The organism is Paraburkholderia caballeronis (assembly GCF_900104845.1).
In the GTDB taxonomy this organism is placed as follows: Bacteria; Pseudomonadota; Gammaproteobacteria; order Burkholderiales; family Burkholderiaceae; genus Paraburkholderia; species Paraburkholderia caballeronis.
Genome location: NZ_FNSR01000002.1, coordinates 566,245 through 579,446 on the forward strand (window position 1 = coordinate 566,245; position 13,202 = coordinate 579,446).

General features: G+C 71.5%; 7 protein-coding genes. All 7 read left to right on the forward strand.

The genetic code is table 11. The features are described 5' to 3' along the window. Positions 1 to 78 precede the first annotated feature (78 nt). The 7 genes from bcsB to bcsA all read left to right on the forward strand — a co-directional run bounded on the left by bcsB (position 79) and on the right by bcsA (position 13,200). On the forward strand, positions 79 to 2,415 hold the full coding sequence (gene bcsB, locus BLV92_RS19055) for a cellulose biosynthesis cyclic di-GMP-binding regulatory protein BcsB (RefSeq protein ID WP_090547828.1): 2,337 nt from the start codon (positions 79 to 81) through the stop codon (positions 2,413 to 2,415). Positions 2,416 to 2,417: 2 nt separating this feature from the next. Beyond that, positions 2,418 to 3,737 carry a cellulose synthase complex periplasmic endoglucanase BcsZ gene (gene bcsZ, locus BLV92_RS19060; protein ID WP_090547829.1) on the forward strand — a complete coding sequence of 440 codons (1,320 nt, stop codon included), beginning with the start codon at positions 2,418 to 2,420 and terminating at the stop codon, positions 3,735 to 3,737. Then, positions 3,719 to 7,663 carry a cellulose synthase subunit BcsC-related outer membrane protein gene (locus BLV92_RS19065; RefSeq protein WP_090551205.1) on the forward strand — a complete coding sequence of 1,315 codons (3,945 nt, stop codon included), beginning with the start codon at positions 3,719 to 3,721 and terminating at the stop codon, positions 7,661 to 7,663. Before bcsZ ends, BLV92_RS19065 begins: the two co-directional genes overlap by 19 nt. A gap of 103 nt (positions 7,664 to 7,766) precedes the next feature. Continuing rightward, positions 7,767 to 9,623, forward strand: a complete 1,857-nt coding sequence (gene bcsE / locus BLV92_RS19070) for a cellulose biosynthesis protein BcsE (RefSeq protein WP_090547831.1) — start codon at positions 7,767 to 7,769, stop codon at positions 9,621 to 9,623. 6 nt (positions 9,624 to 9,629) lie between these two features. Further along, positions 9,630 to 9,842 (forward strand): hypothetical protein, encoded by a 213-nt coding sequence (locus BLV92_RS19075; RefSeq protein ID WP_090547833.1) that lies wholly within the window; start codon positions 9,630 to 9,632, stop codon positions 9,840 to 9,842. Beyond that, positions 9,839 to 10,633, forward strand: coding sequence for a cellulose biosynthesis protein BcsQ (bcsQ, locus tag BLV92_RS19080; RefSeq protein WP_090547835.1), 795 nt, complete (start codon positions 9,839 to 9,841; stop codon positions 10,631 to 10,633). The genes BLV92_RS19075 and bcsQ overlap by 4 nt, the downstream gene beginning before the upstream one ends. Next, positions 10,630 to 13,200, forward strand: coding sequence for a UDP-forming cellulose synthase catalytic subunit (gene bcsA / locus BLV92_RS19085; protein WP_244283849.1), 2,571 nt, complete (start codon positions 10,630 to 10,632; stop codon positions 13,198 to 13,200). Before bcsQ ends, bcsA begins: the two co-directional genes overlap by 4 nt. Positions 13,201 to 13,202: the final 2 nt, after the last annotated feature.

Sequence of the window (13,202 nt, forward strand, 5' to 3'; positions counted from 1 at the left end):
GCGCGTCGTGCCAACCGATGTATCGCGGGTCGTCCGTGCACATGCACCGGCGCTCGCGAAAAGACATAAGGGCTTTCGATGCGAGTATCGTTTCGTCCTGGTCTGGCCGCGTTCGTCGCCGGCCTGCTTATCGTCGCCAATCTCGCCGCGCAGGCGGCGCCCGCCGGCGCACCCTCTCCCACTGCGGCCACCGCCGCGCCGGCTCCCACGCCCGGCTCGCCGCCCGAAGCCCTGCCCGCCGAACCGCCCGTCGCGCCGCCGTCCGGCCCGACCCGCACGCGCGTGCTGACGCTGAACGAGATGGGCGTCTACGGCCCGCTGCCGCTGCGCGGCCCGGACCCGAACGGCGCGATGAGCGTCGACGTGCGCACCGACGAGGTGGTGACCGCCGCGAGGCTGAAACTCGACTACGCGTATTCGCCGGCGCTGATCTTTCCGCTTTCGCATCTGCGCGTGCTGCTGAACGGCGAACTCATCACGACGCTGCCGCTCGACAAGGACGGCGCCGGCAAGCAGGTGTCCCGAACGATCGACCTCGACCCGCGCCTGTTCGTCGACTACAACCGCATCACCGTGCAGATGATCGCGCACTACACGACGGACCAGTGCGAGGACCCGTACCACTCGTCGCTGTGGACCGACATCAGCCCGACCACGTCGCTCGCGCTGACGACCGCGAGCGTCGCGCTGCCCGACAGCCTCGCGCTGCTGCCCGCGCCGTTCTTCGACCGCCACGACAACCGGCTCCTGAACCTGGCGTTCGTGCTGCCGCAGAGTTCGCAGCCGCAGACGCTGCGCGCGGCGGGCATCGTCGCGTCGTGGTTCGGCTCGCTCGCGGACTACCGGCACGCGCGCTTCACGGCCGCGACCGCGCTGCCCGCCGACTCGCACGCGGTCGTGCTCGCGATGCCCGGCGCGACGCCGCCCGGCGTCACGCTGCCGGAGATCAAGGGGCCGACGGTCGCCGTGATCGACAACCCGGCCGCGCCGCCGCAGTCGGGCCGCAAGCTGCTGGTGGTCGCCGGCCGCGACCAGAAGGAGCTGGAGACCGCGGCCGAGGCGCTCGTGCTCGGCCGCGCCGGAATGGCCGGCAACCTCGCGACGATCAAGTCCGTCGATCTCGGGCCGAGGCGCCGTCCGTACGACGCGCCGAACTGGGCGCCGGTCGATCGCCCGATCCAGTTCCGCGAACTCGTCACCGATCCGCAGCAGCTTCAGGTGTCCGGCTACAGCCCGCCGCTGATCCGCGTGAACCTGCGGGTGCCGCCGGACCTGTACGCGTGGGCTCACCAGAGCGTGCCGCTCGACGTCCACTACCGCTACACCGCGCCGTCCACCTACAACGACTCGATCCTGAACGTCAGCATCAACGACCAGTTGGTCCGCTCCGAGCGGCTGCGGCCGCAGCGCGCGTCGTCCGATCGTTTCCGGCTCAACGTTCCGCTGCTGTCGAGCATCGAGGCGAACAGCGTCGATCAGGTCGGCGTGCCGGTGTTCCGCGTCGCCGCGAACAACCAGTTCCAGTTCCTGTTCCACATGGACTCGCAGAAAACCGGGCTGTGCGCGTCGTCGGCCACCGACGTCGCGCGCGCGTCGGTCGATCCCGATTCGTCGATCGACTTCAGCGGCTTCGCGCACTACACCGCGCTGCCGAACCTGTCGTACTTCGCGACCAGCGGCTACCCGTTCTCGCGGATGGCCGACCTGTCCGACACCGCGGTCGTGATGCCCGACGCGCCGAACCCGCAGGACCTCGCGACGATGCTGACGCTGCTCGGCCGCATCGGCGAATGGACCGGGCTGCCGGCGCTGCGCGTCGACGTCGTGCCGGCCGCGAAGGTCGCGGCGGCGGGCGGGCGCGACCTGCTCGTGATCGGCACCGGCTCGGCCGGCGACCTGCTCGCGAAGTGGGGCAAGTCGCTGCCGATGCTGATCGGCCACGGCGGCACCGAACTGAGCCTGCGCGACCAGCGCAACGGCGGCGCGTGGACCGGCCTGCTCGCGGACAGCCGCGACAACCCGACCACGCCGCTGGGCCGCGCGAGCATCGCCCCGTCCGGGCCGCTCGCCGCGCTGATCGGCTTCGAGTCGCCGCTCGAAAGCGGGCGCAGCGTGGTCGCGGTCGTCGCGACGTCGTCCGCGCAGCTCGGCGGCGTGCTCGACGCGCTACAGGACGACAGCCGCGTGTCGCAGGTGCGCGGCGACCTCGCCGTGTTTCGCGACCGGCAGATCGACAGCCTGCGCGTCGGCGACCTCTATCTGGTCGGCGACCTGCCGTGGTATGCGCGGTTCTGGGTGTTCATCTCGCACTACCCGGCGCTGCTCGCGATCGCCGGCATACTCGCGGGGCTCGTGGTCGCGCTGACGGTGTTCTGGGCGCTGTCCCGGCTCGCGGTGCGGCGCACCGGAAACTGACCATGCGCGCCCCCCGTTCGTGGTGCTCCGCGTGGCGGCTGACGGCCGGCGCGTTCGCGTTCGCGGCGCTCGCCGCGTGGTCCGCGAGCGCGTCCGCCGCGAGCGCGTGCAACTGGCCGGACTGGACGACGTTCAAGCGTTCGACGATGAGCGGCGACGGCCGCGTGATCGACGCGAGTTCGCCGGACCAGATCACGACCTCCGAAGGCCAGAGCTACGCGCTCTTCTTCGCGCTCGTCGCGAACGACCGCGCGACGTTCGACAAGGTGCTCGGCTGGACCGAGAAGAACCTCGCGGCCGGCGATCTGACCACCCATCTGCCCGCGTGGCTGTGGGGCCGGCGCGCGCCGGGCCAGGCGGCATCCGGCGCGGCGGCGGCGAACGCGCCAGCCAACGCTCCGGCGAACGCTCCGGCGAACGCTCCGGCGAATGGACCGGCAAGCGCCTCTGCAAACGCGAGCGCATCCGCGCCGTCCGCGAGCGCCGCGCGCGCGGGCGACGCGTGGGGCGTGCTCGACCAGAACCCCGCCAGCGACGCCGACCTGTGGATCGCGTATGCGCTGCTCGAAGCGGGACGCCTGTGGCGCGAGCGGCGCTATACGGCGCTCGGCACGGTGCTCGCGCGCCACATCGTGCGCGAGGAAACCGCGTCGCTGCCGGGCCTCGGCCGCACCGTGCTGCCGGGTTCGACCGGCTTCCAGACCGCGCCCGGCGTATGGCGGCTGAACCCGAGCTATGTGCCGCTGCAACTGATGCGCGGGATGACCGGCGCGCTGCCGGACCAGCCCGAATGGAAGGCGCTGCTCGGCACCTCCGCGCGGCTCGTGAACGAGACCGCGCCGCGCGGCTTCTCGCCGGACTGGGTCGAGTTCCGCGCGGGCCGCGGTTTCGCGCCGGACGCGCAGACGCGCGCGGAAAGCGCGTACAACGCGATCCGCGTGTACCTGTGGGCCGGGATGCTCGATCCCGCCGAGCCGTTGCGCGCGCAGACGCTGCGCACGTTCGTGCCGCTCGCCGACTACGTGGCCGCGCACGGTTATCCGCCCGAACGGATCGACACGCAGACGGCGACGCCCGGCCCGAACGCGGGCAACGCGGGTTTTTCGGCGGCGGTCGCGCCGTATCTCGCCGCGCTCGGCCGCGCCGACGCCGCGAACGCGCAGGCCGCGCGCACCCGCTCGCTCGCGAAGGACGCCCCGCTCGGCTACTACAGCAGCGTGCTCGCGCTGTTCGGGCTCGGTTATCAGGACGGGCTCTATCGCTTCGACGCGGGCGGCCGTCTCGTGCCCGCATGGACGTCCTCATGCCCCGCGCTCCGCTGACCGTCCGCGCGGCGTTCGCGCCGAAGCGGCCGCCGCGGGTTTCGCAACGCGCGGCCGCGCTGGCCGCCGCCGTCGCCGCCGTGGGTTTCGCAGCGGCCGGCGACGCGTACGCGCAAGGCGCTCAACCCGCGCCGAAGCCCGCTGCCTCGCCGACGCCGGGCGCGGCCGCCGCGAAACCCGCGCCGTCCGCACCGACGCCTCCGTCCGCGCCGATGAATCCGCAGGTCGCGCAACTGCTCGCCGCCGCGCGCACGTGGGAGGACAAGAACCGTCCCGACATGGCGCGCGGCCTCGTGCAGAAGGCGCTGCTGATCTCGCCGCAGCAGCCGGAGGCGCTCGCGCTGCTGGGCGAGGTCGAACTGAAGTCGAACCAGCCGGACGCTGCGAACAAGATCCTCCAGCAGTTGCGCCAGATCGCGCCGAACCATCCGGCGACGCAGAATCTCGCGGACGCGTACCGCGTCGCGACGACCGGCAAGGTCGACGTCGCGACGATCCGGATGCTGTCGACGGCCGGCAAGAACGAAGAGGCGGCGCAGCGGCTGCAGCAGCTTTTTCCGCGCGGCGCGCCGCAGGGCGACCTCGCCGGCTTCTACTACAAGATCCTGTCCGGCACGCCGGCCGGCCGCGCGCGCGCGCTCGACGACCTGCACGCGCGCCTCCGCCAGAACCCGAACGACCTGAGCCTGCAACTGATCCTCGCGGACCTGCTGACCGACAACTGGCGCACGCGCGTCGAAGGGCTGACCCTGCTGTACAGCGTGTACCAGCAGCCGGAGAGCAACCGCACCGCCGCGCTCGACCTGTGGCACCGCACGCTCACCTATGCGCAGCGCGGCGACCCGCAGTACTACATCTGGTGGAAGCGTTATTTGCAGGAAGTGCCGGGCGACCCGCAGGCGCAAAGCGTCGTCGCCGAGTACGAGAAGAGCGGCATCAACGAACAGACCGCGGCGCGGCTCGCGCAGAGCGGCGGCGGCGGCGGCGCGCCCGCCATCGAGACGCCCGAGCAGCGCGCGGCCCGCGCGCGCGCCGCACAGGGCGAAAAGATCGGCGAACAGGGTCTCGCGCGGATGCGCGAGGGCCGCCACGACGAAGCGCGCGCGCTGTTCGAGCGCGCGCTCGCGCTCGACCCCGGCGACGCGGGCAAGTGGCGCGGCCTGATCGCGACCGCGACGCTGTGGGGGACCATCGCGAAGGCGAACACGGCGAACAGCCAGGGCAAGCCGGCCGAGGGCGAAACGCTCGCGCGCGACGCGCTGAAGCTCGACCCGGCCAACGTGTACGCGGCGCACGCGCTGACCGCCGCGCTGATCGCGCAGCAGAAGTGGCCCGAGGCCGAGGCGGTCGCGCGGCCGCTCGCGACCGGCCCGAAACCGGACATCGACGCGCTGCGCGACCTCGTGACGATCCTGCGCGCGACGCATCGCGACGCCGAAATCGATCCGCTGATCGCGGGCGTCGCGCCGCGCGTCGCCGGTTCGCAGACGCAACTGGCGAAGATGCGCGCCGAGGTGCTGTCGTTGCAGGCCGAGCAGTCGATCGCGGAGAAGAACAACAGCGCGGCGCTCGCGAAACTCGAAGACGCGGTGCGCCTGACGCCGGACGACCCGTGGCTGCGCTACTCGCTCGCGCGCCTGTACAGCAGCCTGCGCCTGCCGGCGCTCGGCCGCGCGGTGATGGAGGACGGGCTGAAGACCGCGCCGTCGCCGGAGATGCATTACGCGAGCGCGCTGTACTTCAACTATTCGCTCGACGACATCGACGCCGCGAACGGGCAGATCGCGCAGATTCCGCCGGACGCGCGCACGCCGTCGATGCGCGAACTCGCCGGCAACATCGCCGCGCAGCGCCAGGTGCGCGATGCGCGGATGCTGGTCGCGCAGGGCCGCGAGGACGAAGCGCGCGCGCTGCTCACGCAGGCCGAGGCCGACGCGCAGGGCGACCCGCAGATGCTCGCGACGATCGGCCGGGAATGGATCGCGCTCGGCGACGCGGACCATGGGCTCGCGCTCGTGAAGAACTGGCTCGACGCGCATCCGGACGATCCGGCGATCGGCGTGCGGCTGCGCTACGGCGAACTGCTCGCGGCCGCGAATCGCGACGACGCGCTGGCCGGCTGGCTCGCGGAGTCGCGCACGCTGCCCGGCGTCACCGACGAACAGCGCGCGAGCTTCGACGACCAGGCGCTGCGGCTGTCGCTGCGCCAGGTCGACCGGCAACTGGACGAAGGCGACGTGCGCGGCGCGCGGCGCACGCTCGCGGCGGTGCCGGCCACCCAGCACGCGGACCGCCGCTGGCTGCTCGCGCAGGCCGACATCGACGAGACCGCCGGCAACTACCGGGCCGGCATTCGCGACGCGCAACAGGTGCTCGCGGCGCAGCCCGACGACGCCGAAGCGCGCCTCACGCTCGCGCGGATGTACGAGCGGATGGGCCAGCGCGCGAAGGCGACCGCGCTGGTGCGCGAGGTGCTGGAGGACGCGCCCGACGACGACATCGACACCCGGCTGTCGATCGCGCGGCGCTTCACGGCCGAAGGTCGCGAGGACGACGCGGCGGCCGTCGTCGATCCGTTGCGCGAACGTTATCCGCAGCGCTCGGACCTGACCGCGCAGTCGGGCCGCATCGAGCAGTCGCGCGGTCATTACGACGAAGCGGCCGCGCTGTATCGCGAGGCGGGCGCGCAGGAACGCGCGGAAGGCGCTCAGCCCGGCGTGGACGGCCTCACGTCGGTCGGCCGCGCGATGCAGCAGTTGAACGACCGCCGCCAGCCGCAGATCGCGACCGAGGTCGTGCAGTCGAACCTGACCGGCGACGCCGGCATCTCGCGGCTGAACTCGACGGAGGTGCCGCTGTACGTGCGGATTCCGAATGGCTACAGCGGCCACTATTTCTTCCACGCGGACTCGGTGTATCTGAACGCCGGCACGCTGCCGGGCGGCAGCTTCGACGACGCGTACCAGTACGGCAAGATCGCCGCGCTCGGCAACGCGGGCCTCGGACCCATGCGCAAGGACGCGACCGGCGTCGCGCTCGCGGCCGGCTACGAGTTCAGCGGCGCGAACGACAGCTGGCGCGCGGACGTCGGCTCCACGCCGCTCGGTTTTCCGATCGCGAGCGTGCTCGGCGGCTTCCAGTACCGGCACGATTTCCCGAACGCGTCGCTGTCGTTCGACGCGTCGCGGCGGCCGATGACGAGCAGCCTCGTGTCGTATGCGGGCGGCGTCGATCCGGTGACCGGCCAGAAATGGGGCGGCGTGGTCCGCAACAGCATCACCGTGCGCGGCGCGCAGGACGTCTGGAAAGGCAGCGTGTTCGCGAGCGTCGGCATCGGCGTGCTGACCGGCGACAACGTTCAGGACAACCGCGAGTTCCGGGTGCGCGGCGGCTTCGACTACCCGGTGTACCAGACCCCGAACCAGCGCGTGTCGACCGGCCTGATCGGCAACTTCTGGAAGTACCAGCGCAACGAGCACTTCTACACGTTCGGCAACGGCGGCTACTACAGCCCGCAGAGCTATACGTCGGTCAGCATCCCGATCGACTGGACCGGCCGTTACCGGAAGCTGTCGTGGGAACTGGGCGGTTCGGTCGGGATGTCCTTCACGCGCGAGGACGAATCGCCCTACTATCCAACCAGTGCGGCGCTTCAGGACGCGGCCGAACAGCAGTTGTCCGCCGCGCGGCTCGGCTCGCCGTTCTTCGGCGGCGGCGGCTCGGGCGGCGGCTTCAGCTACACGGTGCTCGCGGCGGCCGAATACCGGATCACGCCGCACTGGATCGTCGGCGGGCGGTTGCAGATCGACCGCTCGCGCGACTACGCGCCGAACGTCGCGATGGTGTGGCTGCGCTACTTCTTCAATTCGCAGCACGGCCCGGTGCCGTTCCCGCCGACGCCGGTGCGCCGCTATTCGGACTATTGACGATCATGGACCGACAAGCCCTCTGCCCGCACGAACCCCACGCCGCCCGCGTCCCACGCCACCCGGCCGGGCCGCGCCGCCTCCTCCTGACCGGGGTGCCGGGATGAACGCCGCGAACCGCGCTCCCGACCGCGCGCCGCGTCCGACGCTGCTCGGCCGCATGCACGCGCGCCCGTCGCTCGTCATCGAAGGGTTGCCGCCCGCGCTCGCGGCGCTGTCGTCCGGACGCGTGTACGTCGTTTATGCCGGCGCGTCGCCCGCGCGCGACGCGCTGTTCTGGAAAACCGCCGCCGCCGCGCTGAAAGGACCGGTCAACGTGCTGTCGTCGCGCGACAGCGGCGCGATCGCCGACCTGCTGCGGGCGAACGGCGTCGACATCGACATGCCCGGCGCGGTGCACGCGAAGGCGAACATCTGCACGGTCGCGCCGCTGCCCGACCGCGACGGCGCGGAAGTGCTGATCGAGGCGCTGAACGCGCTCGCACAGCAGTGCGCCGAGCCCGCGAGCGAATTCCTGATCGAAGGCCCGGACACGTTCTTCGCGTGGCACGACGCGAAGGCGCTCGCGCGCCAGGGCGCGCAGCTCGCGAGCTGGTGCGCGCAGCGCGGCTACGGCGTGCTGCTGACGCTCGCGGTGCCGTCCCCCGAGTCCGGCGACGCCGCCGCCGCGCCGGAACCCGCGCTGACCGAATTCCACGCGCGTTTCGCGGGCGCCGCGCAACTGCTGCAGGAAAGCGGCCAGTACACGTGGGAAGTCGCGTTCTGGCGCGGCCGCGAAGCGGCGGCCGCGAGCAGCGTGGTGCTGCCGCTGCGCTTCTCGCCGGACGACTACCGGCTGATCGTCGCCGGCGACACGCCCGGCGCGACCGCGACCGCGGGCCTGCTCGCGCCGGACGAGAACCGCGTGCTGGTCTCGCGCGACGCGGTCGTGCGCGAGCGCGTGATTCCCGCGCACTGGCAGGTGCTCGACGACAACGACGCGGCCGTGGCCGCCGCCGAGCACGCGGTCGCGGCGACGGTGCTGCTCGGTTACGGCGGCGCGACGCAACTGGAAAAGCTCGCGGAACAGGTGTACACGCTGCGCCGCCGCTCCGGCCAGGCGCTGAAGATCGCGGTGCGCGAGGACAACGTCGCGATGCGCTACGAGTCGGTAATGCGCAATCTCGGCGTGAATCTGGTGATTCCGCTCGGCACGCCGATCTCGCGCGTCGAAGGGATGATCGACGACATCCAGGGCCAGTTGTTCTCGCGGCCGCTGCCGGCCGACTACATGTCCGCGCTGTCCGCGGTGCTGCACAGCTCGGAGATGGGCTACGTGAGCACGCCGCGCTTCATCGAACTGGTGCGCGAGGCGGTCGACCGCGCGCGCGCGATCCATCTGCCGAACGTGCTGCTGCGGCTGCCGCTCCTCGCCGAGGTCGCGCACGTCGACGCGTTGCAGGCATGCCAGATGCGCCGCGCGGGCGACCTCTGCACCGCATGCGGCGACAGCATCTACACGTTCTTCTTCGCGTGCCGGCTCGCGGAAGTGACGACGGTGTTCCAGCGTGTGTTCCGGCTGCCGGCCGGCGACCTGTTCAGCGGCGAGTTGCGCTGCGGCGACTACGATTCGATCAACGCGATGCTCGACACGCTGGAGCGCGAGATGACCGACGAGCCGCCGCTCGACTACACCAGCTGGCTCGCGCAGCATCGCCCCGCCGACGAACCGGCCGCGCCGATGCCGGCCGATACGGCGACGGCCGCCGCGCCGGCTACGACCGAACCGTTCACGACCGCGTCCGCCGCCGACGTGCGCAACCGCACGCCGTCGATCAAGGCGCCGGAGCCCGCCGAGACCACCACGGCCGCCGCGCAGCGCAAGGCCGAGGCGGCAGCGGCAGCCGCCGCGCTGCGCGACGCGACCGCGCCGCGCGCGCTCCCGAAACCGGCTTCGCTGCCGTTCAAGGCGCTGGGATAGACTGACATGCAGATCTTTTTCGGTTATTTCGTCTGGGGCGTGATCCTGGCCGCGCCGTTCGCGTGGATCGTGTGGCGCTTCCGGCTGCAACGGTTCCTGCCGGGCTTCGTGCCGCGCTTCACGCTGCCCGAGCGGCGTCACACGATCCGGCTGCCGCCGCAACTGAGCGCCGTCGTGATCCGCGGCGTGCGCCACTACGGCAAGGCGGACAGCCGATGAAAACGGTTGCGGTCGTGTCCACGGTCGGCGGCGCGGGCCGCACGACGCTCACCGCGGCGCTCGCGGGCCTGCTGGTCGGACGAAAGCACGCGGCGCTCGCGGTCGAATGCGATCCGCGCAACGTGCTCGCGCTGCATTTCGGGCTGCGCGAACCCGCGCGCGCGGGGCTCGTGTCGTACCTGCACGGCGCCGACACGACGGACGCCGCGCTGCAAAGCGACGACGACGTGCTGGTCGTGCCGTGGGGCGGCGCGAATGGCATCGGCGACGCCGGCGCCGCAAGCACCGCGCCGGACGCGCCCGGCGCGCCGAACGGCGTCGAATCCACCCGCCTCGCGGCGGACCCCGCATGGCTGCGCGGCCTGCTCGCGCGCGTGGAGCTGCCGCCCGACGCGATCGCGCTGATCGACACGCCGACGTGGCCGTCGATCGAGACCAGCCAGGCGATCGACGCCGCCGACCTGGTGCTCGCGGTGCTGCCGCCCGCGCCGGCCATCTGCGCGACGCTGCCGCGCTTTCGCGCGGCGCTCGCGGGCAAGCCGTGCGCGTACGTCGCGAACGCGGTGATGCCCGCGCGCGAACTGCACATCGACGTGCTCGCGCTGCTGCGCGCGACGCTCGGCAACGCGATGCTGCCGTATCAGATCCACGCGGACGCGGGCGTACCGGAGGCGCTCGCGCGCAGCGAGAACTTCTGCGCGAGCGCGCCCGGCTCGCGCACCGCGCACGACCTGCACGGACTCGCTGCATGGCTGTCGCGCTGGGCAAACGGCGCGGAGGAGGTGCGATGATCGGCGACTACCTGCGCGGTGGCCTGACCGCGCTGCGGCGTATGACCGGCGAATCGCTCGGGGTCGCGCCCGACGCGCGCGGCGGCGTGTGGTTCGTGCGCTGCTTCTTCATGCCGCCGCGCGCGGGCCGGCGCGACGTGCCGCTCATCTGGCTCAACTTCCTCGGCCGGCACATCGCGTCGCAGCTCGGCATCGGCAGCGACCGGCGGCTGTCCGTGTGGATCTGGCGGCTCTTCTTCCGCACGCGGGTGCGCCGGCGCCGGCTCGCCGCCGATCTGCGCAAGGTGCATCGCCGCCGCGAGCGCACGCGCCGCCGCCACGCGGTGCTGTTCAAATGGTTCGCCCTCCTGTTCACGCCGCTCGCGCGCGTCGCCGGGCGGGCATGGACCGCGCTCGCGAGCCGCCTGCCCGCGTTCGACTGGGACGCGACGAACCGCCGGCTCGAAACCGGCGCGGCCGCCGCCGACCGCGTGCCGTATCTGCGCCACGTGGTCCTCGCGATGGCGTTCGTGATCGGCGTGGTGATCTGCACGACGCCGATGTCGCTCGGCGAGCAGTTCCGGCTGTTCGCGCTCGTGATGCTGACCGTGCTGCTGGTGCGCCGCGCGCCGGGCCGCCTCGCGACGCTGCTGATCGTGATGCTGTCGATGCTGATGGCGGGCCGCTACGTGTGGTGGCGCACCACCCAGACGCTGCATCTGCCGGACCCGCTCGAAGCGGTGGTCGGCTACGTGCTGTTCGCGGCCGAGCTTTACACGTGGATCGTGCTGCTGCTCGGCTACATGCAGACCGCGTGGCCGCTGAACCGCAAGCCGTATCCGCTTCCCGGGGACAGGTCGACGTGGCCGACCGTGGACGTGTACATCCCCACCTACAACGAGCCGCTGTCGGTCGTGCAGCCGACCGTGTACGCGGCCACCGGCATCGACTGGCCGCACGACAAGCTGAACGTCTATCTGCTCGACGACGGCACGCGCGAGGAATTCCGCAAGTTCGCCGAGGAAGCCGGCGTCGGCTACATCGTGCGCGACGAGCACACGCACGCGAAGGCCGGCAACATCAATCACGCGCTGACGGTCACGAGCGGCGAGTTCATCGCGATCTTCGACTGCGACCACATTCCGGTGCGCTCGTTTTTGCAGACGACGATGGGCCAGTTCATCGCGGACCCGAAGTGCGCGGTCGTGCAGACGCCGCACCACTTCTTCTCGCCCGATCCGTTCGAGCGCAACTTCGACACGTTCCACCGCGTGCCGAACGAAGGCAGCCTGTTCTACGGGTTGATCCAGGACGGCAACGACTTCTGGAACGCGACGTTCTTCTGCGGCTCGTGCGCGGTGATCCGGCGCGGGCCGCTGGAGGAGATCGGCGGCATCGCGGTCGAGACCGTCACCGAGGACTGCCACACGTCGCTGCGGCTGCACCGGCGCGGCTACAACTCCGCGTACCTGCGCACCGTGCAGGCCGCCGGCCTCGCGACCGAGAGCCTGTCCGGCCACATCGGCCAGCGCATCCGCTGGGCGCGCGGGATGGCGCAGATCTTCCGGGTGGACAACCCGTGGACCGGCCGCGGGCTCACGCTGTTCCAGCGCATCTGCTACAGCAACGCGATGCTGCACTTCTTCTACGGCATCCCGCGCATCGTGTTCCTGCTGATGCCGGGCGCGTACCTGTTCTTCGGGCTGCACATGATCAACACGCAGGCCGTCATCATCCTCGCGTACGTGCTGCCTTACCTGTTCCTGTCGAACCTCGCGAACTCGCGCATCCAGGGGCAGTACCGGCATTCGTTCTGGGCCGAGGTCTACGAGTCGGTGCTCGCGTGGTACATCGTGCTGCCGACGACGATGGCGCTCATCAACCCGAAGCTCGGCAAGTTCAACGTGACGGCGAAAGGCGGCCAGATCTACGACGACTATCTGGACTGGACGATCTCGAAGCCGTACCTCGTGCTGCTCGGCGTCAACGTGGCCGCGATGCTCGCGGGCGTGTTCCGGATCGTGTTCCTGCACAGCGCCGAGCCGGCGACGGTGCTGATGAACATGGCGTGGGGGACGATCAACCTGATCGTGCTCGGCGCGGCGGTCGGCGTCGCGCAGGAGGCGCGCCAGGTGCGCGTGTCGCATCGCATTCCGCTGTCCGTGCCGGCGACGCTGCTGCTGCCGGACGGCCGCACGCTCGCGTGCTCGACCGAGAACTATTCGGTCGGCGGGCTCGGGCTCATCCTGCCCGCGCGCGCGCGGCTCGCGGCCGGCGAGCGGATCGGCGTGTGCCTGACGCGCGGCGTGAACGAGCATCACTTTCCGGGCGTCGTCGCGCGCGTCAGCGACCGGCGGCTCGGCGTGCGGCTCGAACTGACGCCCGAGCGCGAACGCGAGCTGATCCAGTGCACGTTCGGCCGCGCGGACGCATGGCTCAACTGGGAAGAGACGCCGGCCGCCGACGCGCCGCTGCACGGCCTGCGCGAAGTGATCGCGATGGGCTACCAGGGGTATCTGCGCCTGATCGATGCGTGCATGGACGCGCTCGAACAGTTCTTCACGCGGCGCAAGCCGCGCCCGCAATAGGC

What these genes read in the sequence shown, in the direction of transcription:
- bcsB (WP_090547828.1), top strand. Translation starts at nt 79, where the DNA reads ATGCGAGTATCGTTTCGTCCTGGTCTGGCCGCGTTCGTCGCCGGCCTG.
- BLV92_RS19065 (WP_090551205.1), top strand. Translation starts at nt 3,719, where the DNA reads ATGCCCCGCGCTCCGCTGACCGTCCGCGCGGCGTTCGCGCCGAAGCGG.
- bcsA (WP_244283849.1), top strand. Translation starts at nt 10,630, where the DNA reads ATGATCGGCGACTACCTGCGCGGTGGCCTGACCGCGCTGCGGCGTATG.
- BLV92_RS19075 (WP_090547833.1), top strand. Translation starts at nt 9,630, where the DNA reads ATGCAGATCTTTTTCGGTTATTTCGTCTGGGGCGTGATCCTGGCCGCG.
- bcsQ (WP_090547835.1), top strand. Translation starts at nt 9,839, where the DNA reads ATGAAAACGGTTGCGGTCGTGTCCACGGTCGGCGGCGCGGGCCGCACG.
- bcsE (WP_090547831.1), top strand. Translation starts at nt 7,767, where the DNA reads ATGAACGCCGCGAACCGCGCTCCCGACCGCGCGCCGCGTCCGACGCTG.
- bcsZ (WP_090547829.1), top strand. Translation starts at nt 2,418, where the DNA reads ATGCGCGCCCCCCGTTCGTGGTGCTCCGCGTGGCGGCTGACGGCCGGC.